This window comes from Aeromicrobium sp. Leaf291, from assembly GCF_001423365.1.
In the GTDB taxonomy this organism is placed as follows: Bacteria; Actinomycetota; Actinomycetes; order Propionibacteriales; family Nocardioidaceae; genus Aeromicrobium.
In genome coordinates this window covers 1,563,148-1,590,014 of the sequence record NZ_LMNM01000001.1, presented here as the reverse complement: position 1 = coordinate 1,590,014, position 26,867 = coordinate 1,563,148, and the positions used below count along the sequence as shown (strand labels likewise).

Below are 26,867 nucleotides of genomic sequence, written 5' to 3'. Positions count from 1 at the left end.
TCAGGACGCGTCGGGCTCCACGTCGAACGTCGCGTTGTAGCGGTGCAGCGAGTCCGCCACGGCCAGCAGGTCGCCCTCCTGCCACCCCGCGAAGCGCTCACCGAGCGCCGTCCGCCGGTCGACGTCGACGTCACGGATCCGTCGTCGACCCTCGTCGCTGGCCGACAGCAGCGTGGCCCGCCCGTCCTCCGGGTCGGGGGTGCGATCGACCAGACCGAGCTCCAGCAGGTGCTGGACGGACCGACTGACGGCGGCCTTGTCGAGCTCCAGGACCCCGCAGAGCGAGCTCCCTCGCACCGGTCCGTCCGCCTCGACCTGCGCCAGGACCAGGTAGCCGACGGGCTGCAGGTCCGGGTGCACGGAGTGGGCCCGCTCCACGACCGCACGGCGCGCCCGCCTCAGCAGCACACCCACCTCGAGCTCGACCAGCCGCAGCGCGCCCAGCGCGCCCGGCTGGGTGCCGCTGTCGTGCGTCGAGGTGGGCGCGGCGGTCATCAGAGGCTCGCCACGGTGTCGGCGGGCTGCCCCTCGGACTCGAGCTCGTCCACGTCCTTCTCGATGGTGGTGCGCAGCGGCACCTCCTTGATGAACAGGATGCAGACCAGGGCCGCGACCGCGAAGGGCGTCGCCACCATGAAGATGTGGCCGAAGGCTTCCCCGAACGAGGCTTCGTAGAGGGTGCGGAACGGGCCCGGCAGCGCCGAGATGTCCGGGATGTGGCCGGTCGACTGCTGAGCGGCCTCGAGATCTGCACGGTCGAGCTGACCGGATGCCGTCAGCTGCTGGACACCGTCGCTGACGTTGCGCTTGACGTCGTGGCTGAGGATCGTCCCGAGCACCGCGACGCCCACCGATCCGCCCATCGAGCGGAAGAAGGCGACGACCGAGCTGGCGGCCCCCATGTCCTCGAGACGCGTGTTGTTCTGCACGGCCAGGACCAGGTTCTGCATGGTGGCGCCGAGGCCGAGGCCCACGAGGGCCATGTACAGGCCGACGGTCCACAACGGCGTCGAGCCGTCGATCGTGCCGAGCAGGGCGAAGCCGGCCGTCACGAGGACCATGCCGCCGACGAGCCAGCGCTTCCACACACCGGTGCGGCTGATGATGCGCCCGGAGGTGATGCTCGAGACGAGCAGGCCGCCGACCATGGCGATCGACATCAGCCCGGCCTCGGTCGGCGACATGCCGCGCGAGAACTGGAAGTACTGGCTCAGGTACACGGTGGCGCCGAACATCGCGATGCCGATCATCACGGAGGCGAGGGTGGCCAACGACGTGGTCCGGTCGCGGAAGAGACGCAGTGGGATGATCGGCTCGGTGGCGAACCGCGCCTCGACGACGAGCGCGGCGGCGATGAGCACCGCGCCACCGACCACCAGACCGGCCGACGTGGCCGACGCCCACGCGAAGCTGGAGCCGGCGAGCGAGACCCACACCAGCAGCAGGCTCACGCCGCCCATGATGAGGGTCGCTCCCGCGTAGTCGATCGAGACCTCGCGGCGGACCACGGGCAGGTGCAGGGTGCGCTGCAGCAGCACGAAGGCGGCGAGGGCGAAGGGCAGGCCGACGAAGAAGCAGCCGCGCCAGCCGAGCGGGCTGTCGACGATCAGTCCGCCGATGAGCGGGCCACTGACCGTGGCCAGCGCGAAGACGGCGCCGATGTAGCCGGAGTAGCGGCCCCGCTCACGCGGGGTGACCATCGAGGCGATGACGACCTGCACGAGTGCGGTCAGGCCGCCGACGCCGAGCCCCTGCAGGGCGCGCGCACCGATGAGGACGCCCATGCTGGGCGCGAACGCCGCCACGAGCGAGCCGGCCGAGAAGATCACCAGGGCGATCTGCACGAGCATCTTCTTGCTGAACAGGTCGGCCAGCTTGCCCCAGATCGGGGTGGTGGCGGTCATGGCCAGCAACGTGGCGACGACGACCCACGTGTAGCCGGTCTGGCTGCCCTCGAGGTCGGTGACGATGCGCGGCAGCGCGTTGGTGACCACGGTGCTCGACAGCATCGCGACGAACATCGCGAGCAGCAGGCCACTGAGGGCCTCGAGCACCTGGCGGTGGGTCATCTGGCCCGCGGCCTCGGCTGCGGGCGCCTGGGTGGTGGCACTGGGTTCGGACACGGGGGCTCGCTTCACGGGAGGACGGATTGGTTGACTCCGTCAACTATAGCGAGATGGTTGATCAGCGCAACCAATAGGTGACGTGAGGTGGCTCACCGCCGGGCCAGCCACTCCCCGAACTCCGGCCCCTCCCCCGTCGCGCCCGGGCGGCCGCGCAGCGCACCGGAGGCGATCCCCGTGCCGTAGGCGCCGGGCAGCGAGACCTGCACGACCCGGCCGCGGCGCCCGGTCGCCGCCAACCACTGCCGGGCGAGATCGGCGACCACCTCGTCGCGCGGTCCGACCAGGTCCGGCACCCGACCCTGCGGCCCGGCTTCTACGAGGTCGACCAGGCGCTCGGCCACGGTGTCCCCCGCCACGGGCCGGGCGAGGATCCGCGGCACGAGGGAGACGCTGCCGACGGAGGCGAAGCCCAGGGCCTGCTCGGCGAACTCGTGCACCTGCGTCGCCCTCTGGATCGTCCACGGAACAGGGCCGGTGGCCACCATCCGCTCCTGCGCGAGCTTGCCTGCGTAGTAACCCGCGTCGATGTCGTCGATGCCGACCACCGAGAGCGCCACGTGGTGCCCCACGCCGGCCCGGGCCCCCGCGGTGAGCAGCCGGCGCGTCACGGTGGTCGTGAAGCGCACCGCCGCACCCGCCGAGAGGGTGACGACGTTGGTGAGGTCCAGCACGGCGTGGGCTCCTGCGAGGGCGTCGTCGAGACCGGCCCTGCTCCGCCGGAGGTCGTGACCGCTGCCTCGGGACAGCACCGTCACGTCGTGGCCCCGCCGGCGAGCACGCTCGACGACCACCCGTCCGATGACCCCCGTACCGCCTGCGACGACGACCTTCACGGCACCTCCTGCTCTCGGTGGACCGTACGCCCGCAGGGGTGCGCGGTGCCAGACCCCCGACCGACACCTCTATCGGCGATGATGTCGCCATGCTCATCGTCGGTCTGGTCCTCGTGGGGCTCGCCGCCCTGCTGCACGTCTACATCTTCTGGCTCGAGTCGTTCGCGTGGACCTCGGCCCGCGGGCGGGCGACCTTCGGCACGACCGTCGAGGAGGCTCAGGCGACGCGCGAGCTGGCCTACAACCAGGGCTTCTACAACCTGTTCCTGGCTCTCGTGGCGGGCGCAGGCGTGATCCTCGTGGCCGTCGACGAGGCCGTCGTCGGGGCCACGATGGCGTTCGTCGGCGCGGGCTCGATGCTGGCCGCCGCTGCGGTGCTGCTGCTCTCGAGCCCGGACAAGGCCCGCGCCGCGATCACCCAGGGAGCGCTACCGCTGCTCGGCGTCGTCGCCCTGGCCGTGGGCCTGGCCTGACGCCTCGACGGAGTACACCAGCCGCGCGAACTGCCCCACGGCCGTGGCGCTGCGCAGCCGCAGGCGGGACGACTCCACACGGCGCGGGAGCAGCGGGGCGCCGCTGCCGAGCGTGACCGGGGCGACGGAGACCGCGATCTCGTCGAGCGCGTCGGCCTCGAGGAACTGGGCGGCGAGGTCCCCTCCCCCGACGACCCACACGTCGCGGCCAGCCGCGGCCTCGCGGATCCGCGGCAGCACGTCGGCGACGGGACCACGCACCAGACGCACGTCGGCGCCGGCGGGCACGGGGAGGTCGCGGGTGGTGAACACGAAGGTGGGGCGGTCGCCGTGGAAGCCCTGCCACTTCTCCGGGTGCTCCAGCACGTCCTCGGTGCGCAGGAGCCACTCGTAGGTGCTGGACCCCTCCACCAGCACCGCCGCGTCGACCGGCAGGAGCCCCTCCTCGGGCTGCTCGCCGCCGTCGACGGCGAACAACCAGTCGAGGGAGTGCTGCTCGTCGGCGATCCAGCCGTCGAGGCTCGTGGCCGTGTCGTAGACGATGCGTCCCATGCGGTGAGCGTAGGCGCGAGCTCCGACAGGCCGGATCGACACGACGAGGGGCCCGGACCGTGGTGGTCCGAGCCCCTCGCGGGTCGTGCTCCTCGCTCAGCGCTGCACGTCGAAGCGGTCGGCCTCCATGACCTTGACCCAGGCCCCGACGAACTCGTCGACGAACGCGTCGGCACCGTCGTCGCTCGCGTAGACCTCGGCCACGGCGCGCAGCTCGGAGTTCGAGCCGAACACGAGGTCGGCGCGGCTCCCGGTCCAGCGCACCTCGCCGGAGGCGTCGCGACCCTCGTAGATGCCGGCCTCGGGATCGACCGACGTCCAGGTGACGTCCATGTCGAGCAGGTTCACGAAGAAGTCGTTCGTGAGCGTGCCCGGGCGGTCCGTCAGGACGCCCAGCGTGGACCGGTCGTAGGTGGCGCCGAGGGCGCGCAGACCGCCGACGAGGGCCGTCATCTGCGGGGCGCTGACGCCGAGCAGGTTCGCGCGGTCGACGAGCAGGTGCTCCGCCGGCAGCCGGTTGCCCTTGCCGAGGTAGTTGCGGAACCCGTCGGCACGCGGCTCCAGCCACTCGAAGGACTCGACGTCGGTGTGCTCGAGCGTGGCGTCGACGCGGCCCGGGGTGAACGGGACCGCGATCTCACGGCCGGCCGCCTTGGCGGCCTGCTCGATGCCGACGCCACCGGCGAGGACGATCAGGTCGGCCAGCGACACCGAGGTGCCGGAGTCCGCCTGGATGCCCTCGAGGACGCCGAGCACCCGACGCAGCTCGCCGGGGTTGTTGACCTCCCAGCCGATCTGCGGCTCGAGGCGCACGCGAGCGCCGTTGGCGCCGCCGCGCTTGTCGCTGCTGCGGAACGTCGAGGCCGAGGCCCACGCCGTGCTCACGAGGTCGGTCACGCTCAGGCCGGAGTCGGCGATGCGCTGCTTGAGGTCCGCGACCGCGGCCTCGTCGAGCGGCGCACCGGTGGCCTCGGGCAGCGGGTCCTGCCAGATGAGCGTCTCGGAGGGGACCTCCGGGCCGAGGTAGCGCTGGATCGGACCCATGTCACGGTGCGTCAGCTTGAACCAGGCCCGCGCGAAGGCGTCGGCGAACGCGGCCGGGTCGTCCTTGAAGCGGCGCGAGATCTTCTCGTACGCCGGGTCGACACGCAGCGCCAGGTCGGTGGTCAGCATCGTGGGCTTGCGGTTCGGACCACCGTGGGCGTCGGGGATGATCGCCTCGGCGTCCTTGGCGACCCACTGCGCCGCGCCGGCCGGGCTCTCGGAGAGCTCCCACTCGTAGCCGAACAGGATCTCCAGGTAGTCGTTCGTCCACTGCGTCGGCTTGGTGGTCCAGGTGACCTCCAGGCCCGACGTGATGGTGTCGTTGCCGTGGCCGGTGCCGAAGGAGTTCTTCCAGCCCAGGCCCTGCTGCTCGATGGGAGCGCCCTCGGGCTCCGCACCGACGTGGGCGTCGGGGTCGGCAGCACCGTGGGTCTTGCCGAAGGTGTGACCTCCCGCGATCAGGGCGACGGTCTCCTCGTCGTTCATCGCCATGCGACCGAACGTCTCGCGGATGTCGCGGGCCGACGCCATCGGGTCGGGGTTGCCGTTGGGGCCCTCGGGGTTGACGTAGATGAGGCCCATCTGGACGGCGGCCAGCGGCTTCTCGAGGTCGCGGTCGCCGGAGTAGCGCTCGTCACCGAGCCACGTGGTCTCCGGGCCCCAGTACACGTCGGCGTCGGGCTCCCACACGTCCTCGCGACCACCGGCGAAGCCGAAGGTCTCGAAGCCCATGGACTCCAGCGCCACGTTGCCGGTGAGAACCATGAGGTCCGCCCAGGAGAGGTTCTTGCCGTACTTCTTCTTGACCGGCCAGAGCAGGCGGCGGGCCTTGTCGAGGTTGCCGTTGTCGGGCCAGCTGTTGAGCGGGGCGAAGCGCTGCTGGCCGGCACCGGCGCCGCCGCGGCCGTCGTGCACGCGGTACGTGCCGGCACTGTGCCAGGCCATGCGGATCATGAGGCCGCCGTAGTGGCCGAAGTCGGCCGGCCACCAGTCCTGCGAGGTGGTGAGCACCTGCTCGATGTCGCGCTTGACCTCGGCGAGGTCGAGGGACTCGAAGGCGGCGGCGTAGTCGAAGTCCTCGCCGTGCGGGTTCGCGACGGCGGGGTTCTTCGCCAGGACCTTGAGGTTGACGCCCTCGGGCCACCAGACCTTGTTCGCGTCCTGGCGGGTGGGGTGGGGCAGCGACTCGTGCGCGACGGGGCAGCCGCCTCCGGCAGCGCCCTTGGCGTGGTCCGGCTCGTTCATCTCGCCGACTTCGGCGTCGGGCTTGTCGTGCTCGCTCACGTGGGTTCCTCTCACGGGGTTGGACAGGTCGGGCGGTCCGCGTCGATGACGCGGGAGTCAGGCGGTGCAGGAGGGGCAGGTGCCCCAGAAGATGACCTCGGCCTCGTCGATGACGAAGCCGTGGTCGGACGACGGGACGAGGCAGGGAGCCTCGCCCGTGGCGCAGTCGACGTCGGCGATGTCGCCGCAGCCGCGGCACACCACGTGGTGGTGGTTGTCCCCCACGCGTCGCTCGTAGCGTGCGGTGTGGCCGTGCGGCTGGATGCGCCGGACGATCCCCACCTGGGTGAGGGCGGCCAGCGTGTCGTAGACCGCCTGGTGCGAGACGTCGGGGACGAGGGTCCGGGCGGCGTCGATGACGGTGGCGGTGTCGGCGTGCGGCGTCCGTTCGAGCGCGTCGAGGACGGCCACCCGGGGGCGCGTGACGCGCAGTCCCGCCTCCCTCAGGAGCTCGGGTGCCTCGATCGACGTCATGCCCCCGACTGTAGCCACTTTCTTGAACGAGTCAAGAAACGACACGCGAACATCAGGTGCGCGGTGCGGTGCTCACCGCCGCGCGCGGTCACGTTCGACGCGGGCCCGGTGCAGCGCCTGCATCTCGTCGGCGAGCTCGGGGGCGGGACCGTCGACCACGACTCCCGGCACCACCTGCTCGATGGGCAAGGTGGCCACAGGCGGGGCGGGCTCCCCCCATCCGTCGAGCCACTCGGTGAGCTGCGTGGCTCGCACCGCGACGACGATGCGTCCCAGCCCGACCCAGCCGTGAGCCGCGGAGCACATGGCACAGTGCTCCCCCGTCGTGTACGCGGTCGCGCCGGCTCGCTCAGCCGGCGCCAGGTGCGCCCCGGCCCATGTGGCGAGCGCGAGCTCCGGATGGCGTGTCGCGTCCCCCGCGCCCTCCTGGTTGCGCTCCTCTAGCAGCACGGTGCCGTCGGCGCCGACCAGCAGCGAGCCGAAGGGCATGTCGCCGTGCTCGAGCGCCTCGCGGGCGAGCTCGACGCAGCGGCGCAGGTGGGTGAGGTCCGTGTCGGTCAGCGTCATGCGGCCATCATCGGCCAGGACGTGCGTCCCCGCGCCACGGGATCGACCCGCTCCACGCCGCGTCCCGCCTCCCCGGCGCGGCGCTGGGCCGTCAGAGGTAGGTGGCCCGCGTATCCCGGCCCGTCCAGGTAGGCCCGCCGCGGATACACCGTGCGTATCCGCGGCACATCTACCGCCGCCCCCGCGGGTAGCGCGGCCTACCTACCCCCACGGCCCCGACCCGGGGATGCAGGTGCGTCCTCGGCCCCATCCTGATCCCGTGCCGCCAGCGGTAGGTGACGCACCGAAGGACGCAGTCAGAGGTAGGTGACGCACCTGCCGAGACCGTCGAAAGGTACGAGACCTACCTCCGACACCCACGAAACGTGCGACACCTACCTCTGACCGCCCAGGCCGCGACCCGAGAGCCCGACCGGCCCCCTGTCGGCTGCCCGGTCGAGGCCCTTTCGCGGCGCAGGTTCAGCAGGAGCCGAGGAAGCGCAGCCGCAGGTCATGTCCGAGTCAGCCGCCGCGGCAACGACGAAGACCCCCAGTCTCGAGGACTGGGGGCCTTCGCTCGTTCGAGTGGAGCATAGGAGACTCCGTCGCTCGCAGAGCTCGCTCCTCCCCGAATCACCGGTCCCGATTCGAACGAGAGAAGGCCCCTGCCGGAACGAAGAAGACCCCCAGTCTCGAGGACTGGGGGCCTTCGCTCGTTCGAGTGGAGCATAGGAGATTCGAACTCCTGACCTCTTCCATGCCATGGAAGCGCGCTACCAACTGCGCCAATGCCCCTCGCGGGTGGTACCCGACCGGGTCGAGCACCGAGTGAACACTCTAGACCCTGCCGCGGAGCGACTCAAACCGGGGTCACTCGTCGTCGGACATGACCGGCTCCGGCAGGGTGCCGGCGTTCCACTCCGTGAGCCGCCAGCGCGTCCCGTGCGCCGGCGAGATCTGCTCGAGCGCGATCCAGGAGCAGTTCGAAAGCCCGGCGAACGTCCGCCACGTGGCCTCAGGGAAGCCCAGGAACGTGCAGGCCCCGACCCGCAGCACCGCGCCGTGCGCCACGACCACGAGCGTCTGCTCGTCCTCCAGCGACTCGAGCGCCTCGGTGAGCGCCTCCGACAGGCGCGCGCCGGCCTCGGCGTGCAGCTCCGCCTGCGGGAACCGCTCCTCGCGGTCCTCCAGCATCGCCTTCATGAGCTCGGGGAAGCGGTCCCACGACTCGCGCCACGTGAGGCCCTCGCGCTCACCGAAGTTCATCTCGCGCAGGCGCTCGTCGAGCTCGACGGGCACGCCGGTCACCCGCGACAGCTCCTCGGCCGTGTCGCGCGCCCGTTCGAGGTCGGAGCTGAGGATCCGCACCGGCCGGAGCGACGCGAGGCGTGCGGCGGCCGCGCGCGCCTGCTCGCGTCCGACGTCGTCGAGCGACGTGTCGGTCTGTCCCTGCACCCGGCCCGCGACGTTCCACTCCGTGCGCCCGTGGCGCCAGAGCACGACCCGACGCGTCATGCCGACGTGAGGCTGATGGTCGGGCAGTCGCTCCACAGACGCTCGAGGGCGTAGAAGGCCCGCTCCTCGCTGTGCTGCACGTGCACCACGAGCTCGGCGAAGTCGATGAGCACCCACCGGCCCTCGCGCTCGCCCTCGCGCCGCACGGGCTTGGCGCCGAGCTCCAGCAGCTTCTCCTCGATGGCGTCCTTCACGGCTCGCACCTGCGGCTGGTTGCTCGCGCTGCACAGCAGGAAGACGTCGGTGATGTAGAGCTGCTCGGAGACGTCGAAGGCGAGGATCTCGGTGGCGAGCTTCTCGTCGGCGGCGGCGGCGGCGGCGCGGGCGAGCTCGATCGCCCGGTCGGACGCGGTCATGGGGAGTCCTCGGAGTCGGGGTCGGTTCCCGGGACGGCCCCTGGGGGCGCCTCGGGAGGCGGGGAGTAGAGACGGTGCTTGCCGATGTACTGGACCACGCCGTCGGGGACGAGGTACCAGACCGGCTCGCCCGACGTGACGCGCACACGGCAGTCGGTCGACGAGATGGCCAGGGCCGGGATCTCGACGAGCGTGATGCGCTCGACGGGGAGCCCCTCCAGCGTCTGCTCGTCCATCTCGTGCCCGGGGCGCGTGCAGCCGACGAAGTGCGCCAGCTCGAAGAGCTCCTCGTGGTCGCGCCAGGTGAGGATCGCCGCCATCGCGTCGGCGCCGGTGATGAAGTACAGGTCAGCGTCGGGCATGTCCGCGGCCAGGTCGCGGAGGGTGTCGATGGTGTAGGTGGGCCCGTCGCGGTCGATGTCGACCCGGCTGACCTCGAAGCGGGGGTTCGCCGCCGTGGCGATCACCGTCATGAGGTACCGGTGCTCGGCGGTCGAGACCTCACGGTCGGCCTTCTGCCAGGGACGACCGGTCGGCACGAAGACGACCTCGTCGAGGTCGAACCACGACTGCACCTCGCTCGCCGCCACGAGGTGGCCGTGGTGGATCGGGTCGAACGTGCCACCCATGACGCCGACGCGACGTCGTCGCGTGGGCAGGGGCTCGGCGACCACGGACCCTGACGTGCTCAGGAGTGCTCGCGACCCTTGCCGAAGGCCAGCAGCGCGAACAGCAGGATCAGCAGGATCGCGAGGGCGACACCGCCGATGATGTACGGGTTGATGTGGCCGCCCTCGGCGGACTCTTCGGCTGCGACCAGGAACTCGAGCATGGTCGCAATCTACCAGCGCGGGCAGGGCGGGCCGACGTGGTGGTGCCCGACCCCGTGATGCTCAGCGCACGTGGCCGTCGCCGGTCACCACGTACGTCGTGGTCGTCATCTCCTGCAGGCCCATCGGGCCGCGTGCGTGCAGCTTCTGGGTGGAGATCCCGATCTCGGCCCCGAAGCCGAACTCGCCTCCGTCGGTGAACCGGGTCGACGCGTTGACCATCACGGCGGCCGAGTCGACCCCCAGGGTGAACCGTCGCGCTGCGTCGATCGACCGCGTGACGATCGCCTCGGTGTGCCCCGACGACCAGGTGCGGATGTGCTCCACCGCGTCGTCGAGGGAGTCGACCACCGCGGCGGCGATGTCGAGCGACAGGTACTCGGTGGCCCAGTCGTGGTCGGACGCCGCCAGCACGCCCGGGACGGCGGCGAAGGCCGCGTCGCCGTGGACCGTCACGCCCGCCGCCTGCAGGGCCTCGGTGACACGCGGCAGGAACTCCTCGGCCACGTCGCGGTGCACGAGCAGCGACTCCGCGGCGTTGCACACGCTGGTGCGGTGGGTCTTGGCGTTGAGCACGATGTCGAGCGCCATGTCGAGGTCGGCGTCTGCGTCCACGTAGACGTGCACGTTCCCGGTCCCGGTCTCGATGACCGGCACGGTCGACTGCTCGACGACGGTGCGGATCAGCCCGGCTCCCCCGCGCGGGATCACCAGGTCGACGAGCCCACGTGCCTGCATCAGCTCCGTGGCGCTGGAGCGGTCGTGGGCGGGAACGGCCTGGACCACGTCGGCGGGCAGACCGGCGCCGGCGATCGCGTCGCGCATGACGTCGACGATCGCGGCGTTGGACCGGGCCGCGGACCGGGACCCCCGCAGCAACGACGCGCTGCCGGCCTTGAGACAGATGGCGGCGGCGTCGGCGGTGACGTTGGGTCGGCCCTCGTAGATCATCGCGATGACGCCCATGGGCACACGCAGCTGCTCGAGCCGCAGGCCGTTGGGCAGCGTGGACCCGCGGACGACCTCGCCGACGGGGTCGGGAAGGGCGGCGACGTCTCGCACGCCCTGTGCGAAGGCCGCCACCCGGTCGGCGTCCAGGAGCAGGCGGTCGATCACGTTCTCGGGGGTGCCGTCGGCGCGGGCGGTCTCGACGTCGGCCGCGTTCTCGGCCACGATCCGCTCGGTGGCGGCGACGAGCGCATCGGCCATCGCGAGCAGGGCAGCGTCCTTCTGCGCCCGCGACGCGAGAGCGAGGGTCCGGGCGGCGGTCCGCGACCGTCGGGCGAGCTCGTGCACCTGTTCCTTCACGCCCCGATCGTAGCGAGGGCGGGGGACGTCACCCGTCGTTCACCCGCGCCTGGAACAGTGCCGCGCATGACTCGGGGACCCTTCACCACGCGCGGCGGGCGCGCACCGGCACGACGCCTCGCCCTCGCACTCGCCCTCGTCCTGGGCGGTACCGTCCTGGCCGTGCCCTCCACGTCGTCGCCCGCCGAGGCCCACGGCGGTGGCCACCACGGTCCCGGCCACGAGCCGTCGGTGCGGTTCGCGACGTTCAACGCCTCGCTCAACCGGCCGGCCGAGGGCGACCTGCGGCGCGACCTGACCACCGACGCGAACGCCCAGGCGCGGGCGGTCGCCGAGACGATCCAGCGCGCCCGGCCCGACGTGCTCGTGCTGCAGGAGGTCGACCACGACCCGGAGGCGCTGCGTCTGCTCGCGCGGAACTACCTGGCGCGGGGCTGGAACGGGGCGGAGCCGATCCGTTACCGGTACACGTTCACGGCGCCGGTCAACACGGGCGTCCCGACCGGTCTCGACCTGAACGGCGACGGGACCACGGACGGTCCCGACGACGCGTACGGCTTCGGCGCGTTCCCTGGCCAGTACGGCATGGCGGTGCTGAGCCGCTACCCGATCGACGCGAAGCGGATCCGCACGTTCCAGAAGCAGCTGTGGAAGGACATGCCGGGCAACCGCATGCCGTCCGGCTACTACTCCCCCGAGGCCGTCGACGTCCTGCGCCTGTCGAGCAAGTCCCACTGGGACGTGCCCGTGAAGGTCGGCCGTCGGTCGGTCCACCTGCTCGTCAGCCACCCGACGCCGCCGGTCTTCGACGGCCCCGAGGACCGCAACGGCCGTCGCAACGCCGACGAGATCCGGTTCTGGGCGGACTACGTCGGATCCCCTCGCCAGGCGCGCTGGATCAGGGACGACAGCGGCCGGCGCGGGGGCCTCTCCCCCGCCGCCCCGTTCGTCGTCGCCGGCGACCTGAACTCCGACCCCGTCGACGGCGACTCCCTCCCCGGTGCCGCGAACCAGCTGCTCGACCTGCCCCGCGTGAACACGTCGGTGACGCCGTCCAGCGAGGGTGCCGTGGAGGCGGCCCGACTGCAGGGCGGGGCGAACGACGCACACCGGGGCGACCCGAGGTTCGACACCGCCGACTTCGCGGAGCCGCCGGGCAACATCCGAGCCGACTACGTGCTGCCGAGCCGGGACCTGCGCATCCGCGACGCCCGCGTCTTCTGGCCCACGCAGGCCGACCCCCTGTCACGGCTCACCGGCACGTTCCCGTTCCCGGCCTCGGACCACCGGCTCGTCTGGGTCGACGTCGACCGGCCTTGACTCCCGGGGACGCAGGATCCTGCGTGCCCCGCGGGTCGGGTCAGAGGACGACGAGGTCGTCACGGTGCACGACCTCGCGCTCGTAGTCGGCGCCCAGCTCGGCGGCCAGCGCGTGCGTCGACCGGCCGATGAGACTGGGCAGCTCCCCGCTGTCGTAGTTCACGAGCCCGCGGGCCACCGCCTGGCCGTCGGGCCCCACGACGTCGACCGGCTCCCCGGCGCCGAACTCGCCACTGACCCCGACGATGCCGGCCGGCAGCAGGGAGGCCTTGCGCGAGGTCAGGGCGGCGACCGCTCCGGCGTCGACGTGCAGCTGGCCCTTGGTCTCGCTCGCATGCGCGAGCCACAGCAGCCGCGTGGGCCGACGTCGGCCCGTGGGGTGGAAGCGCGTGCCCACCGCCTCGCCCGCGACGGCCGCTCCCGCCCGGTCGGCCCGGGCCAGCACCACCGGGATGCCCGCACCTGTGGCGATCCGCGCGGCCTCGATCTTGGTGACCATGCCGCCGGTACCGACCTTCGACCCCACCCGTGCGACGTCGACCTCGAGGAGGTCCTCGGGTCCGTGCACGTCGCGGATGGGCCGCGACGTGGGCACCGACGGGTGGCCGGTGAAGAGACCGTCGACGTCGGAGAGCAGCACCAGCAGGTCGGCGTGCACGAGGTGCGCCACCAGGGCCGCGAGGCGGTCGTTGTCGCCGAAGCGGATCTCGCTCGTGGCCACCGTGTCGTTCTCGTTGACGACCGGCAGCACACCCAGCTCGTGCAGCTTGGCGAACGTCTGGTGCGCGTTGCGGTAGTGGCTGCGGCGGGTCACGTCGTCGACGGTCAGCAGGACCTGGCCCACCGTGATGCCGTGGGTGGCGAACCTCTCGGAGTAGTGCGCCACGAGGGCACCCTGGCCGACGCTGGCCGCGGCCTGCTGCGTCGGCAGGTCCCTGGGACGGGTCGTGAGCCCCAGAGGCCCCAGGCCGGCCGCGATGGCACCGGAGCTGACCAGCACCACCTCGTCGCCCGCTCGCCGGGCTGCGGCGAGGGCCTCCACCACGACGTCGACCTTGGCCGGGTCGAGGTGGCCGGTCGACGACGTCAGCGACGACGAGCCGACCTTGACGACGACCCTCCGGGTCATGCCCCCGTGCCCTCGGTGTCCGCGTCCTCGTCCTCGGAGGTCCAGTCGGGCTCCTCGCCGCGCTCGCGCAGCTCGCGGAACTCGGCCTCCTGCGCCCGCTTGGCGGCCAGCGCCTCGCGACGCTCGACGTTCGTCCGCCGGTCGTCGCGGTCCAGGCGCTGGTCCTCACCACGACGACCCAGCATCTCGGCACCGGCCTCGATCGTGGGGTCGAAGTCGAAGACGACCGCGTCCTCCCAGCCCAGGTCGGCCGTGCCGCCGATGACGACGTCGTCGCCGGGCTCGGCACCGAGCTTCGCGAGGCTGGCCTCCACTCCGAGGCGAGCGAGGCGGTCGGCGAGGTAGCCCACCGCCTCGTCGTTGCTGAAGTCGGTCTGGCCCACCCAGCGGGTGAGCTTGGCGCCACGCACGATCCACTGCTGCTGGCCCTCGGGGCCGCGGCGCTGGTCGACGGTGAACTCCTGGCCCACGCCGGCCTCGGCCTGGGGGCGCAGGACGATGCGGGTGATCTCCTGCGAGGGCGCGTCGGCGCGACGGCGCGCGACGATCTCGGCCATGGCGAACGACAGCTCGCGCAGCCCGGCGTGGCTGGCGGCGGAGACGTCGAACACGTCGTAGCCGCGCTCCTCGAGGTCGGCGCGCACGAACTCGGCGATCTGGGCGGCGTCGGGGACGTCGGTCTTGTTGAGCGCCACCAGCCGCGGGCGCTCGAGCAGGTCCTTGCCGGTGGCACCCTCGGCCAGGCCGTCGGCGTAGGCACGCAGCTCGGCCTCGATGACGTCGAGGTCGCTCAACGGGTCGCGGCCGGGCTCCACCGTCGCGCAGTCGACGACGTGCACGAGGGCCGCGCACCGCTCGACGTGGCGCAGGAAGTCGTGACCGAGGCCGCGTCCCTCGCTGGCGCCCTCGATGAGGCCGGGCACGTCGGCCACGGTGAAGGTGGTCGACCCCGCGGTGACGACGCCCAGGTTCGGGACCAGGGTGGTGAACGGGTAGTCGGCGATCTTGGGCCGGGCGCGTGACAGGGCGGCGATGAGGCTGGACTTGCCGGCGCTGGGGAACCCGACGAGACCGATGTCGGCCACGACCTTGAGCTCCAGCACGATCGTGCGCTCCTGGCCCGGCTCTCCCTTGAGGGCGAAGCCGGGCGCCTTGCGCTTGGCCGACGCCAGGGCCGCGTTGCCGAGACCACCTCGGCCGCCCGCGGCGATGACGAGCTCGGTGCCGGGGCCCACGAGGTCGGCGAGCACCTCGCCGGTGCCGTGCTCACCGCCGGAGCGCACCACCGTTCCGTCGGGGACCTTCAGCACGAGGTCGCCACCATGACCACCACTGCGGTTGCCGCCCTCGCCCGGCGCACCGTTGCCGGCCTTGCGCTTCGGCTCGTGGTGGTAGTCCACGAGCGTGGTCACGTCGGCCGAGACCCGCAGGATGACGTCGCCACCGTGACCGCCGTTGCCGCCGTCGGGCCCGCCGAGCGGCTTGAACTTCTCGCGGTGCACCGACGCGATGCCGTGCCCGCCGTTGCCGCCGACGACGTGCAGCGTCACGCGGTCGACGAAGGTGGGGACGGCCATCGGGTGCTCCTGGGAACGGGGGTGGGAGGGAGGTGCAGGGACGTCGAAGGGGTGGCCCGCATGCGCGGACCACCCCTTCGACGGATGTTCTGCCGGCTACTCGCCCGGAACGATGTTCACGACCTTGCGGCCGCGACGCGTCCCGAACTCGACCGAGCCGGCCGACAGCGCGAAGAGCGTGTCGTCGCCGCCACGGCCGACGTTGGTGCCGGGGTGGAAGTGGGTGCCGCGCTGGCGGACGATGATCTCGCCCGCGTTGACCAGCTGGCCGCCGAAGCGCTTGACGCCGAGGCGCTGGCTGTTGGAGTCGCGGCCGTTCTTGGTGGAGGCTGCGCCCTTCTTGTGTGCCATGAGTTCAGTCCTCTACTTCGCGATGCCGGTGATCTTGACCTGGGTGTACTTCTGACGGTGCCCCTGGCGCTTCTTGTAGCCGGTCTTGTTCTTGTACTTCTGGATGGTGATCTTGGGGCCCTTGGTGCCACCGATGGCCTCGGCGGTCACGGAGACCTGGGAGAGCGAGTCGGCGTCGGCCGTGACGGTGTCACCGTCGACGTACAGGACGGCCGGCAGCGAGACCGCCTCGCCCTGGGCCAGGCCGAGCTGGTCGATCTCGATGACGTCGCCGACGGCGACCTTCTGCTGCGTGCCGCCACTGCGCACGATTGCGTAGACCACGGGATTCCTCACTCGGTTCTTGCTGGAAGCTGTGCTTGCCAAGGCTTGGGGCTGTGCAGGGCCGGGCGAACGCAGCGGGCTGGTTCGGCGACCGGTGCCGGGCTCTCGCCCGGGCATGCGGATCGGCGCGCAGGGCACGCCGACACATCATTCTACGGACCGTCACCCGGCTCGGTCAAAACGGGGGCGTCCTCGCTGGTGGAGGCCTGGTCGCCGTCCGTCTCCGACACGTCGGGAGCGGAGTCCTGCTCGGCCTCGGGCAGAGGGTCCTGCACGGGCTCGGCAGCGGTCTCGGCCTCCGGCGCGACGGCGTCCTCGACAGGCTGGTCGCCCGTCTCGGGTGCGGGGCTCTCGAGTGCGGGGCTCTCGGGCTCGAGCGCGGCGTCGACGGCGGGTGCAGGAGTCTCCTGCTCCGACGGCTCGGCCAGCTGTTCGGCAGGCGCCGAAGCGCCGTCCTCGGGCGTCGGCACGTCCTTCGGGGGCCCCGAACGGCGGGAGGACCGGCCCGAGGACGACGAGGTCGTCCTCGACGTCGTCGACTCCGAGGAGTCGGCTTCCTCCGTCGCCGGCTTCTGCTGCCCACGACGCGAGCCACCGTTGCCGTTGCTCGACCCGTTGCTCGACCCGTTGCCGCCGCCGTTGTTGCCGCCGCCGCCGCCGTTGTTGCCGCCGCCGCCGCCGTTGTTGCCGCCGCCGCCGCCGCCGTTGTTGCCGCCGCCGCCGTTCGATCCACCGTTGTCGTTGCCACCGTTGCCGCCACGACCACGACGCTGACGTCCGCCGCCTCGCGGCTCGTCCTTCTTCGGCTCGACCGGCTCGGCCGTGATGACCACACCGCGCCCGTTGCAGTGGTCGCAGTCGGTGCTGAACGACTCGAGCAGGCCGGTGCCGATCCGCTTGCGAGTCATCTGCACGAGCCCGAGCGACGTCACCTCGGCCACCTGGTGGCGGGTGCGGTCCCGGCCCAGGCACTCGACCAGGCGACGCAGCACCAGGTCACGGTTGCTCTCGAGCACCATGTCGATGAAGTCGATCACGATGATGCCGCCGATGTCGCGCAGCCGGAGCTGGCGGACGATCTCCTCGGCGGCCTCGAGGTTGTTCTTGGTGACCGTCTCCTCGAGGTTGCCCCCGGAGCCGGTGAACTTGCCGGTGTTGACGTCGACCACGGTCATGGCCTCGGTCCGGTCGATCACGAGCGAGCCGCCCGAGGGCAGCCAGACCTTGCGGTCCAGCGCCTTGTGGATCTGCTCGTCGATGCGCAGCACGTCGAAGGAGTCGCGGCCGTCGTGCTCGGCGGACGACCACTCCTGCAGTCGCTCGGCGAGGTCGGGTGCGACGTGACGCAGGTAGCCGGAGATGTTGTCCCAGGCGTCGGAGCCCTCGACGACGAGCGAGGCGAAGTCCTCGTTGAACAGGTCGCGCACGACCTTGATCACGAGGTCGGGCTCGGCGTACAGGAGCTGGGGGCCCTTCGCGGAGGGCGTCCCGTCCTCGCCGATGCCGGCCTTGGCCTTGATGTCGTCCCAGCGCGCCGTGAGCGCGGTGACGTCGCGGGTCAGCTGGTCCTCGCTGGCGCCCTCGGCGGCCGTGCGGACGATGACGCCGGCGTCCTCGGGGAGCACCTCCTTGAGGAGGGCCTTGAGCCGGGCGCGCTCGGTGTCGGGCAGCTTGCGGGAGATGCCGTTGGACTGGCCGCCCGGGACGTAGACCAGGAAGCGGCCCGGCAGGCTGATCTGGCTCGTGAGCCGCGCGCCCTTCTGGCCGATCGGGTCCTTCGAGACCTGCACGAGGATCTGCTGGCCGGGGGTCAACGCCTCCTCGATCTTGCGGGCCTTGCCGTTCTGCACACCGCTCCAGTCGACCTCGCCGGCGTAGATGACGGCGTTGCGGCCGGCACCGATGTCGACGAAGGCGGCCTCCATGCTGGGCAGGACGTTCTGGACCTTGCCGAGGTAGACGTTGCCGATGAGCGACGTCTGGGACTCGCGGGCCACGTAGTGCTCGACGAGCACGGAGTCCTCGAGCACGGCGATCTGGGTGTAGGCGTCGCTCTCGGCGCCGGAGCCCTTCGACACGTGCTGGCGGACGACCATCTGACGGTCGACGGCCTCGCGTCGGGCCAGGAACTCGGCCTCGGACACGATCGGCGCGCGGCGCCGTCCGGCCTCGCGGCCCTCGCGGCGGCGCTGCTTCTTGGCCTCCAGGCGCGTGGAGCCGGCCACGCCGGTGATCTCGTCCTCGGGGTTGCGACCCTCGCGGACCCGCACGACGGTGTTCTCCGGATCGTCGGGCGAGGCGGACGCACGCTCGCCCGAGCGGGCGCGACGCCGGCGGCGGCGGGTGTTGGTGCTCTGGCCCTCGCCGTCTCCCCCGTCACCGGAGTCGTCCTGGTTCGACGAGCCGCCGGCTCCGTCGTCCTGGCCCTTGGCCTCTCCGGACTCGGCACCGTCGGAGGAGTCCGAGCCGTCGCGGGTGTCGTCACTCTTGTTGCGGCGACGTCCGCCGCGGCTGCGGCGACGACGCTTGGGACCGCCACCGGATCCGTCACCGGAGTCGTCGCCCTGCTCGTCGGAGTCCGTGCCGTCGGAGGAACGCCCCTCGGAGGACCGGTCGTCGCGAGCGGGCGCCGTCACGGGCTCGGGAGCCTGGAACGCCACGGCTGCGGTCCCGGCATCGTCACCGGATGCCGCGGGCTTGCGACCGCTGCGCTTCCTGGCGGGCCGGTCACCGCTGCTCGCGCGGTCGTCGCTCGCCGTCGACGCCTCCTGGCCGGACGCGGTCGCGTCGGCCTCCTCAGGAGCAGCGTCGTCCTTGACCGCGGTCTTCTTCGCCGCGGTCTTCTTGGTGGCCGAGCCCGCGGAGGTGCTCTTCTTGGCCGACTTCTTGGCCGCTGCCTTCTTCGCCGGGGCGTCGGGGGACCCGGTGTCGCCGTCGGACCCGCCCGAGGGAGCCGCCTTCTTGGCGGTCCGTCTGGCCGGGGCCTCCTGCGTCGAGCCGGCGTCGGACGCGTCGGAGTCCTTCGTGGCGGGGTCCTTGCCGGACGCAGCACGCGACGGAGCCTTCTTCGCCGGGGCCTCGGGCGGGGCGAAGATGTCGGTGCTCACGGCCGCGGGAGGTCCCGCCGGCCGGGCGGCGGCCCGTCGTCTCGTGCGCGAGGTGGTGCTGGTCTCGGTGGTGGGTGTGTTCTTGTCGTCGTCGAGCATGTGCTCTCCTCAGGCCCCGTGAGCGCCTACGTGAGGCCGGGGTTCTGCGTCTGCGGCTCCTCGCCCGAGGGCTCGGTCACCGAAAGTCTTCTGGCGGCGCCGGGGCGCTGGGGCGTCCCGGGTGGTCGACGTCCGGCCTGTCACACGGCTCCCCGTCCGTCCCGCCGCGGTCAGCACCTGTCAGGATGCGTCGCGGTCGAGGGCGAGTGGATCGCCGACCGTCCCGTTCTCCACGTCCAGAGGACCCTGGGCCGAGCGTGTCGCCAGGGGCGTCTGCTCGAGCTCGAGGCCCCCGCGGTTGCGGAGTCCGGTGAGTACGTCGTCCGGTCGGACCGACGGGTTCTGGTGTCGGACGACCACCGTCAGTATCGCATACGCCACACCCGAGGTGTCGGACGAACCAACGGAGAGTGACTGGACGGCGGCACGGGCGTCGAACGTCCGCAGACCTCGTTTGGTCATCCGCTCGACGTCGACCTGCTCGGCCGCGAGGAACGCGTCGGCCGCCTCCCGGACCTGCTCCGGCGCGGTTCCGCGCAGCTCGATCACCCACTCGCTCGCCTCGAGCCGGTCCGCCAGCGAGCCCCCGCCCTCGCGTGCAGGAACCACCTCCAGCACGTCGATGCCGGGCGGCAGGGCGTCGTCCAGCGCCACGCGGACGGACTCGGGATCACGCTGCTGCGTGAGCCCGATCTCGAGGAACTCGGCCTCGCTCGCCGCGCCGGTGGGAGCTGCTCCGGCGTAGGAGATCTTCGGGTGGGGCGTGTAGCCCGACGAGAACGCGATCGGCACCTGGGCGCGGCGGACCGCGCGCTCGAAGGCACGACCGAAGTCGCGGTGGCTGGTGAACCGCAGCCGGCCACGCTTGGCGTAGCGGATGCGCAGCCGCTGGACGATGGGCAGCTGCGGGTTGGGCGCCTCCGGGTTGGGGGTGCCACGCAGGGTCGTGCTGCCGTCGGACATGGGTCCGACCCTACCGAGGTCGGCGTCCGCAGGCTCTCGCCGAGGGCCGCGTGCGGACGCCTCCCGACGGTGGCGTTGGATGTCTCGGTGAGCTCCTCGTCGTCGGTCCGTCGCGGGGGTCCCGCCTGGCTCGTGGTAGCCGCGATCGTGCTGCTCGCGCTCAACCTGCGCGTGGCGATCGGCAGCGTCGGGGTGGTCATCGACCCCCTGCGCGACGACCTCGGCATGAGCGCCACGGTCGCGGGCGTCCTGACCACGCTGCCCGTGCTGTGCTTCGCCGTCTTCGGGACGACGGCAGCGCGCGTGGTCCGTCTGCTCGGTCTCGACCGCACCGCCGCCGCACTGCTGGCCGTGCTGGCCCTCGGGCTCCTCGCCCGGTCGGTCGTCGACTCCACCGCGCTCTTCCTCGTGCTGTCGGTCGTGGCGCTCGCCGCGTGCGCGGTGGGCAACGTGGTGCTGCCCGCCCTCGCGAAGGAGCACTTCCCCGACCGGCTCCCCCTCGTCGGCTCGCTCTACGGCGCCGCGCTCATGGCCGGCGGCGCCGTGAGCTCGGTCGTCACGGTGCCGGCCGCGGACGCGCTCGGTGGCTGGCGGCCCGGCATCGCGGTGTGGGCCGTGCTGAGCGTGGCCGCCCTGCTGCCGTGGCTGCCGATCGCGGCCCGTGCCGGGCGCGCGGGGCGCGACGTCCGACCGGTCGGACCGTCGCTGGCCCGGCTCGCCCGCAGCCGACTCGCCTGGGCCTGCGCCCTCTGCTTCGGCGCGCAGTCGGCCCAGGCCTACGCCCAGTTCGGCTGGTTCCCGACGATCCTGGCCGACGCCGGGCTCGCGCAGGGCACCGCGGGTGCGATGCAGGGACTCCTCGGGGCCGTCGGCATCCCGATGACCCTCCTCCTGCCGCCGTTGGTGGCACGCCTCGGAGGCCGCGGCATCCTCCCGTGGGTCTTCGCCGCCCTCACCGCGAGCGGCTGGGCCGGGGTCCTGTGGGCCCCGACCGCGGCTCCGTGGCTCTGGGCGATCCTGCTCGGGCTCGGGGGGTGCGCGTTCACCTGGGTGCTGATCATGTTCGGCCGTCGCGCCTCGACGACGGAGGGCACGGCCTCGCTGTCGGCGTTCGCACAGTCCGTCGGCTATCTCGTGGCCGGGCTCGGCCCGTTCGGCACCGGCCTGCTGCACGACGTGACCGGCTCGTGGACCGCACCGGTCACGGTGCTCATGCTGGGCGCCGTGCTCATCGGGGTGTTCGGCACCCTCGTGGACCGCGGCGGGACGATCGAGTACGAGCTCGAGCGCCCCGCCGCCTGAGTCCGCTCAGACCACCGAGAGCGGCAGCAGCTTCTGGCCCGTCGGGCCGATCTGGATGTCGGTGCCCATCTGCGGGCACACGCCGCAGTCGTAGCAGGGCGTCCAGCGGCAGTCCTCGATCTCGAGGGCGTCGGGGTCGAGCGCGTCCTGCCAGTCCTCCCAGAGCCACTCCTTGTCGAGACCGGCGTCGAGGTGGTCCCACGGGAGCACCTCGTCGTGGTCGCGCTCACGGGTCGTGTACCAGTCGAGGTCGACCGGCTCGTCGGCCAGGACCTCGGCGGTCGCGGACTCCCAGCGCTCGAACGAGAAGTGCTCGCTCCAGCCGTCGAACCGACCGCCGTCACGCCACACCGCCTCGACGATCCGCCCGACCCGTCGGTCACCGCGCGACAGCAGTCCCTCGACGATCCCGGGCCGTCCGTCGTGGTACCGGAAGCCGATGGCACGACCGAAGCGCTTGTCCGACTGCACGGACTCACGCAGCTTGCGCAGGCGCTCGTCGGTGGTCTCGTGGTCGAGCTGCGCGGCCCATTGGAACGGGGTCTGCGGCTTGGGCACGAAGCCGCCGATGCTCACGGTGCAGCGGATGTCGCGGCGACCCGACGCCTCGCGTCCGGCCTCGATGACCCGCTTGGCGAGCTCTCCGATCTGCAGGACGTCCTCGTCGGTCTCGGTGGGCAGGCCGCACATGAAGTAGAGCTTCACCTGGCGCCAGCCGTGCGAGTAGGCGGCGGTGACGGTGCGGATGAGGTCGTCCTCGGTGACCGCCTTGTTGATGACCTTGCGCAGACGCTCGCTGCCGCCCTCGGGCGCGAACGTGAGCCCCGAGCGTCGGCCGTTGCGGCTGAACTCGTTGGCCAGCGTGATGTTGAAGGCGTCGACGCGGGTCGACGGCAGCGACAGCGACGTGTTGGTGCCCTCGTAGCGGTCGCCGAGCTGCTTGGCGAGGTCGCCGATCTCGGTGTGGTCGGCGCTGGAGAGGCTGAGGAGGCCGACCTCCTGGTAGCCCGACTCCTTCAGACCGGTGTCGATCATGTCGCCGATGGTCTGCAGCGAGCGCTCGCGCACGGGGCGCGTGATCATGCCTGCCTGGCAGAACCGGCAGCCGCGCGTGCAGCCACGGAAGATCTCGACGGAGTACCGCTCGTGCACCGTCTCGGCCAGCGGCACCAGCGGCTTGCGCGGGTACGGCCACTGGTCGAGGTCCATGACGGTGTGCTTGGCCACGCGCCACGGCACGCCCTCGCGGTTGGGCCGGACCGACGCGATGCGGCCGTCGTCGCGGTAGTCGACGTCGTAGAACTTCGGCACGTACACGCCCCCTGAGGCCGCGAGCCGCAGCAGCAGCTCGTCGCGGCCGCCGGGACGCCCCTCGTCCTTCCACTCGCGCACGACCTCGCTGATGGCGAGCGCGATCTCCTCGCCGTCGCCGAGCACGGCGGCGTCGAGGAAGTCGGCGACCGGCTCGGGGTTGAAGGCGCTGTGGCCGCCCGCGAGCACGATCGGGTCGTCGTCGGTGCGGTCGACGGCGTGCAGCGGGATGCCGGCCAGGTCGAGCGCCGTGAGCATGTTGGTGTAGCCGAGCTCGGTGGCGAAGGAGATGCCCAGCACGTCGAACGCGCGCACGGGACGGTGCGCGTCGACCGTGAACTGCGGGATGCCGTGCTCCCGCATGACGGCCTCCATGTCGGCCTGCACCGCGTACGTGCGCTCGGCCAGCAGCCAGTCACGCTCGTTCAGCACCTCGTAGAGGATCTGGACGCCCTGGTTCGGCAGCCCGACCTCGTAGGCGTCGGGGTACATGAGCGCCCAGCGCACGCTGACGTCGTCCCACTCCTTGACGGTGGCGTTGAGCTCGCCGCCGACGTACTGGATGGGCTTGCCCACCGTCGGCAGGAGCGGCTCGAGACGGGGGAAGACGGACTCGACGGACATGGCCCCAGGCTACGCGGCGTCCGGGACCTGAGAGAACGCCTGCGCCGTCTCAGCAACGTTGCCTAGGATGATGGCTTCGTCCTGGGCCCTTCCCCGCCCTCTTTCCGTCGAGCTGGACAGGAGTGCGTGTGCGTCACGACGACCTCGTCGACCGGTCGGGCGGTCGGCACCGGATGGCACGCCACCGCGCACCATCGGCCTTCGAACGCCGGCGCGACCGCACCCTCGACCTGCTGGCCGACGTCGCCGACGCCCTGCCGAGCGGCCGCACGCTCACGACCTTCGCCGTCGGCGGGGTCGTCGTGGCCGCCGGTCTGACCGCCGGCGCCCAGGCCGTGGGAGCCGGTGACAGCGCCGCCGCCGCGACCGGGCTGCGCCCCGTGTCGGCCATCGCGACGCCGCTCGTCCAGGCCCAGCGCGTGTCCGACGCCGTGATCGTCGACCAGGGCGCCCAGCGCCGGGTCGAGGAGGTCCAGGCCAAGGCCGACGGACAGCAGCGTGCCACCGCGCAGGCGAAGAAGGAGGCCGCCGAGCGCAAAGAGGCCGCCGCGAAGGCGAAGCGCGAGAAGGAGCGGCAGGCGGCGCTGGAGGCCGCCGACCCCAAGGTCGTCGCGCGCGCCATGCTCGCCGACTACGGCTGGGACGAGGGCCAGTTCTCCTGCCTCGACAACATCTGGAGCCAGGAGAGCGGCTGGCGCGTGGACGCCGAGAACCCGTCCTCGGGCGCCTACGGCATCCCCCAGTCGTTGCCGGGCACCAAGATGGCCAGCGCCGGCAGCGACTGGCGCACCAACCCGGCGACCCAGATCGAGTGGGGCCTCGGCTACATCGAGGGTCGCTACGGCTCGCCGTGTGCGGCGTGGGACTTCAAGAAGGGCGCCGGCTGGTACTGAGCGCGACTCCGTACGCTTGCCTGCCATGGGTCTGTTCAATCGACGCAAGCCGCCGATCTCGGTCTCCTACGTGCCGAAGGCGTCCGATCCGGACGCGCCCGACCAGACGGTCACGCTGAGCAACGGCTCCGAGGTGGGCCTGCGCCCGATCCTGCGGTTCGTGCCCCGCGACCAGTACGGTCGCGAGCTGCCGAACGTCGAGGTCGGCACGGTGCTGGGCATCGACCGGGGCGCCGTGGTGGCGCCCCCCGGTTCCGCCGCCACCGACGTGCTGCACTTCCACGGCCAGGGTGCTCGCAACGTGCGCGGCGTCGAGGTGCACGTCGAGGGCATGGAGCAGGTGGACCTCGACGGCATCGTGGCCCCGGTCGAGGCGCTCATGGTCGACCTCGAGGAGCACGCCACGCTCGACCCGCAGGACTTCTGGGGCATCGGCCTGGTCAATCGCAACGAGGTGCCGATCAGCGTCGGCGTGACGCTCGTGGAGTACGAGGAGCGGGTGGGCGACGCCCCCCGCCAGGCCGTCGACGCCGTGACCCTCGACGGCACCGTCGACCTCGCCTCGCAGTCCCACGAGGTCGTCTGGCTCCCCGAGGAGGTCCGCGGCCGCTTCCACGGCGTCCTCGCCCACGTCGTCGTCCCCTGGACCGGCCCCACCGAGCCCCCTCCCCTCGACCCCGCCTGACCCACGATTCTCCCTTCGCGTCCTGGCCCCTGCCCGCGCTCCTCAGCCGGGGCGCTGGCCACGATTCTTCCTTTGCGTTGGCAATGGTTCTTCCTTCGCGTGGCACGGTCCTCGCGAAGGAAGAATCACTGACCACGCGGAGGGAGAAGCGTGGCGCGCCGCGCCGCCGCTCGTCCTCTTCGTCCACACCCCCGGACGGTGACGACGTCTCGTTGTCCACAGCGACCGGCCGGCCTCTTTGACCACCCGAGGTGTCGGACGACGCTGGGGAGATGGAAACCGTCCTGCCCGTCGCGGAGGCCAACCGGACCTTCGGCACCAACACCGTCCGCCGGCGAGTCGAGACCACGGTGTGGCAGCGCCCCTGCCGTGGAGTCGTGGTGCTGCACAACGCCGCACTGACCCCGATCGAGCGCGACCACGTGGCCCTGCTCTCCTCCCGTGCAGGCTCGGTCCTGTCGGGCGCCACGGCGCTGCGGTACGACGGTCTCGACGCTCGTGACGACCGGCATCACGTCACCCTTCCGGCCGGCGCGAAGCCTCCGTCGTGGGACGACGCCACGGCGCACTACTCCCACGAGCTGAGCGAGCTCGACGTCCACCCCGGTCGGTCACCGCGCCGGACCCGGCCCGCCAGATCGGTGCTCGACGCAGCCGCCTGGCACGACTCCGAGCGGTACGCGCGATGGATCGTGATCACTGCCCTGCAGTCCGGCTTGGTCAGCACACGTCTTTTGCGCCAATCACTGACCCGCCGCGGGCACTGTCGCCATCGCGCCGTGATCGTCCAGTCCATCATCGACGCCGCCGGCGGCATCCAGTCCGTGCCCGAGCGCGACTTCTCCACGATCTGGCGCGCGGCGGGACTGCCCACTCCCACCCACCAACGAGCAGTTCGCGGGCACGACGGTCGGTACTACCTCGACGTCTGGTGCGACGCGCTGGGCTTCGGCGTGGAGGTGCACGGGATCCCGCACCTGGCGGTCGAGCAGTGGGACCGCGACCTCGTGCGCGCGAACGAGATCGTGATCAGCGGACGCAGCGGATTGACCTTCTCCTCGTACGCGATCCGCAACCACGCCACGACGGTGATGGACCAGCTCGACCGCATGGCACGCGCCCACGGCTGGGAAGGGACCCCGGCTCCTGCACTCCTGCCCGTGCCACCTCGGATCCGCCGCGAACGTCGACGTCGGGCCGCGCAGCAACGTTCGCGCCGCCCGGCCTGAACCGCCACGATTTCCCTTCAAGCGGGCAGCGCTTCTCCCTTCACGCGGACCGTGCCACGCGAAGGGAGAAGCACTGCCCACGCAGATGGAGAATCGTGGGGCCCACGCGGGAAAGGCGAATCGTGGCCGCGCGGAGGGAGAATCGTGGGTCAGGCGAGGGAGGGGAACCAGAGGGCGATCTCGCGGGCCGCGGACTCCTCGGAGTCGGAGGCGTGGACGAGGTTCTCGCGGTTGGACAGGGAGAGGTCACCGCGCACGGTGCCGGGGGCGGCGGCCCGGCCGTCGGTGGCGCCGTTCAGGGCGCGGACGACCGCGATCGCCTCGTCGCCCTCGAGCACGAGCGCCACGAGCGGGCCCGACGTCGCGAAGTCGCGCAGCGGCGGGTACCAGGGCTGCTCGACGTGCTCGGCGTAGTGCGCGTCGGCCTGGGCGGCGTCGATGGCGCGGTGCTCCATGGCCACGATCGTGAGCCCCTTGGCCTCGTAGCGGCCGAGGACCTCTCCGACGAGACCACGACGGACGGCGTCGGGCTTGAGCAGGACGAGCGTGCGCTGGGACATGGCCTCAACCTAGCGAAGGCCCCCGCTCGTCCGTCCGGTGGTGCGCCCGTCG

General features: G+C 71.9%; 26 protein-coding genes and 1 tRNA gene. 6 read left to right on the top strand and 21 right to left on the bottom strand.

The annotated features are described in order from the left end of the window. From ASF35_RS07885 to ASF35_RS07875, 3 genes are all read right to left on the bottom strand, one after another. Positions 1-495, bottom strand: coding sequence for a MarR family winged helix-turn-helix transcriptional regulator (locus ASF35_RS07885; RefSeq protein WP_055965179.1), 495 nt, complete (start codon positions 493-495; stop codon positions 1-3). Further along, entirely contained in the window at positions 495-2,123 is a 1,629-nt protein-coding gene (locus ASF35_RS07880) for an MDR family MFS transporter (RefSeq protein WP_369796993.1), read from the bottom strand. Before ASF35_RS07880 ends, ASF35_RS07885 begins: the two co-directional genes overlap by 1 nt. Positions 2,124-2,215: 92 nt before the next feature. Then, entirely contained in the window at positions 2,216-2,959 is a 744-nt protein-coding gene (locus ASF35_RS07875) for an SDR family oxidoreductase (protein ID WP_055965176.1), read from the bottom strand. A gap of 89 nt (positions 2,960-3,048) precedes the next feature. Here ASF35_RS07875 and ASF35_RS07870 point away from each other — a divergent pair, with 89 nt between their 5' ends. After that, a complete protein-coding gene (locus ASF35_RS07870; protein WP_055965173.1) occupies positions 3,049-3,432 on the top strand; it encodes a DUF1304 domain-containing protein in 384 nt (127 codons plus the stop codon). Here the strand turns inward: ASF35_RS07870 and ASF35_RS07865 are convergent. From ASF35_RS07865 to ASF35_RS07825, 10 genes are all read right to left on the bottom strand, one after another. Then, entirely contained in the window at positions 3,388-3,984 is a 597-nt protein-coding gene (locus ASF35_RS07865; RefSeq protein WP_055965170.1) for a dihydrofolate reductase family protein, read from the bottom strand. The genes ASF35_RS07870 and ASF35_RS07865 overlap by 45 nt on opposite strands. 96 nt (positions 3,985-4,080) lie before the next feature. Then, the gene (gene katG, locus ASF35_RS07860; protein WP_156364845.1) at positions 4,081-6,273 is read right to left on the bottom strand and encodes a catalase/peroxidase HPI; all 2,193 of its coding nucleotides are present in this window, start codon (positions 6,271-6,273) and stop codon (positions 4,081-4,083) included. A 96-nt stretch (positions 6,274-6,369) separates the two neighbouring features. Then, on the bottom strand, positions 6,370-6,786 hold the full coding sequence (locus ASF35_RS07855) for a Fur family transcriptional regulator (RefSeq protein WP_055965165.1): 417 nt from the start codon (positions 6,784-6,786) through the stop codon (positions 6,370-6,372). Positions 6,787-6,858: 72 nt separating this feature from the next. Further along, positions 6,859-7,353, bottom strand: a complete 495-nt coding sequence (locus ASF35_RS07850; protein WP_055965161.1) for a nucleoside deaminase — start codon at positions 7,351-7,353, stop codon at positions 6,859-6,861. A gap of 701 nt (positions 7,354-8,054) precedes the next feature. Then, positions 8,055-8,127 (bottom strand) — tRNA-Ala (locus ASF35_RS07845). Between the two features lie 75 nt (positions 8,128-8,202). Further along, positions 8,203-8,847, bottom strand: coding sequence for a histidine phosphatase family protein (locus ASF35_RS07840; RefSeq protein WP_055965158.1), 645 nt, complete (start codon positions 8,845-8,847; stop codon positions 8,203-8,205). Then, the gene (gene rsfS / locus ASF35_RS07835; RefSeq protein ID WP_055965155.1) at positions 8,844-9,203 is read right to left on the bottom strand and encodes a ribosome silencing factor; all 360 of its coding nucleotides are present in this window, start codon (positions 9,201-9,203) and stop codon (positions 8,844-8,846) included. Before rsfS ends, ASF35_RS07840 begins: the two co-directional genes overlap by 4 nt. Beyond that, complete coding sequence (gene nadD / locus ASF35_RS07830; protein ID WP_200914502.1) at positions 9,200-9,877, bottom strand: nicotinate-nucleotide adenylyltransferase; 678 nt, start codon at positions 9,875-9,877, stop codon at positions 9,200-9,202. The genes rsfS and nadD overlap by 4 nt, the downstream gene beginning before the upstream one ends. 14 nt (positions 9,878-9,891) lie before the next feature. Further along, complete coding sequence (locus ASF35_RS18325) at positions 9,892-10,035, bottom strand: hypothetical protein (protein ID WP_164468780.1); 144 nt, start codon at positions 10,033-10,035, stop codon at positions 9,892-9,894. Between the two features lie 61 nt (positions 10,036-10,096). Continuing rightward, complete coding sequence (locus tag ASF35_RS07825; protein WP_082495402.1) at positions 10,097-11,341, bottom strand: glutamate-5-semialdehyde dehydrogenase; 1,245 nt, start codon at positions 11,339-11,341, stop codon at positions 10,097-10,099. 66 nt (positions 11,342-11,407) lie between these two features. On the opposite strand from ASF35_RS07825, the gene ASF35_RS07820 reads away from it, so the two are divergent. Then, positions 11,408-12,661: an endonuclease/exonuclease/phosphatase family protein gene (locus tag ASF35_RS07820; protein ID WP_055965151.1), complete on the top strand. Its 1,254-nt coding sequence runs from the start codon at positions 11,408-11,410 to the stop codon at positions 12,659-12,661. A 40-nt stretch (positions 12,662-12,701) separates the two neighbouring features. Here the strand turns inward: ASF35_RS07820 and proB are convergent, their stop codons facing one another. From proB to ASF35_RS07790, 6 genes are all read right to left on the bottom strand, one after another. Continuing rightward, complete coding sequence (gene proB / locus ASF35_RS07815; RefSeq protein ID WP_055965148.1) at positions 12,702-13,790, bottom strand: glutamate 5-kinase; 1,089 nt, start codon at positions 13,788-13,790, stop codon at positions 12,702-12,704. Beyond that, on the bottom strand, positions 13,787-15,367 hold the full coding sequence (gene obgE, locus ASF35_RS07810) for a GTPase ObgE (RefSeq protein ID WP_055965143.1): 1,581 nt from the start codon (positions 15,365-15,367) through the stop codon (positions 13,787-13,789). The genes proB and obgE overlap by 4 nt, the downstream gene beginning before the upstream one ends. Positions 15,368-15,463: 96 nt before the next feature. After that, positions 15,464-15,718 carry a 50S ribosomal protein L27 gene (rpmA, locus tag ASF35_RS07805; protein WP_055965140.1) on the bottom strand — a complete coding sequence of 85 codons (255 nt, stop codon included), beginning with the start codon at positions 15,716-15,718 and terminating at the stop codon, positions 15,464-15,466. Between the two features lie 12 nt (positions 15,719-15,730). Continuing rightward, positions 15,731-16,042, bottom strand: a complete 312-nt coding sequence (rplU, locus tag ASF35_RS07800; protein ID WP_055965138.1) for a 50S ribosomal protein L21 — start codon at positions 16,040-16,042, stop codon at positions 15,731-15,733. Positions 16,043-16,194: 152 nt separating this feature from the next. Beyond that, on the bottom strand, positions 16,195-19,248 hold the full coding sequence (locus ASF35_RS07795; protein ID WP_055965135.1) for an Rne/Rng family ribonuclease: 3,054 nt from the start codon (positions 19,246-19,248) through the stop codon (positions 16,195-16,197). A gap of 180 nt (positions 19,249-19,428) precedes the next feature. Beyond that, entirely contained in the window at positions 19,429-20,211 is a 783-nt protein-coding gene (locus tag ASF35_RS07790; protein ID WP_156364821.1) for a TIGR03936 family radical SAM-associated protein, read from the bottom strand. 87 nt (positions 20,212-20,298) lie between these two features. On the opposite strand from ASF35_RS07790, the gene ASF35_RS07785 reads away from it, so the two are divergent. Beyond that, positions 20,299-21,513, top strand: coding sequence for an MFS transporter (locus ASF35_RS07785; RefSeq protein ID WP_055965132.1), 1,215 nt, complete (start codon positions 20,299-20,301; stop codon positions 21,511-21,513). Positions 21,514-21,519: 6 nt separating this feature from the next. Here ASF35_RS07785 and ASF35_RS07780 read toward each other — a convergent pair whose 3' ends face one another. After that, positions 21,520-23,448 (bottom strand): TIGR03960 family B12-binding radical SAM protein, encoded by a 1,929-nt coding sequence (locus ASF35_RS07780; protein WP_055965128.1) that lies wholly within the window; start codon positions 23,446-23,448, stop codon positions 21,520-21,522. A 128-nt stretch (positions 23,449-23,576) separates the two neighbouring features. Between ASF35_RS07780 and ASF35_RS18320 the strand changes: the two genes are divergently transcribed. From ASF35_RS18320 to ASF35_RS07765, 3 genes are all read left to right on the top strand, one after another. Next, complete coding sequence (locus tag ASF35_RS18320; protein WP_055965124.1) at positions 23,577-24,341, top strand: lytic transglycosylase domain-containing protein; 765 nt, start codon at positions 23,577-23,579, stop codon at positions 24,339-24,341. A gap of 25 nt (positions 24,342-24,366) precedes the next feature. Beyond that, positions 24,367-25,026 (top strand): hypothetical protein, encoded by a 660-nt coding sequence (locus ASF35_RS07770; RefSeq protein ID WP_055965121.1) that lies wholly within the window; start codon positions 24,367-24,369, stop codon positions 25,024-25,026. A gap of 272 nt (positions 25,027-25,298) precedes the next feature. Then, complete coding sequence (locus ASF35_RS07765; RefSeq protein ID WP_055965116.1) at positions 25,299-26,255, top strand: hypothetical protein; 957 nt, start codon at positions 25,299-25,301, stop codon at positions 26,253-26,255. A gap of 149 nt (positions 26,256-26,404) precedes the next feature. Here ASF35_RS07765 and ndk read toward each other — a convergent pair whose 3' ends face one another. Next, entirely contained in the window at positions 26,405-26,815 is a 411-nt protein-coding gene (gene ndk / locus ASF35_RS07760) for a nucleoside-diphosphate kinase (RefSeq protein WP_055965112.1), read from the bottom strand. Positions 26,816-26,867 lie beyond the last annotated feature (52 nt).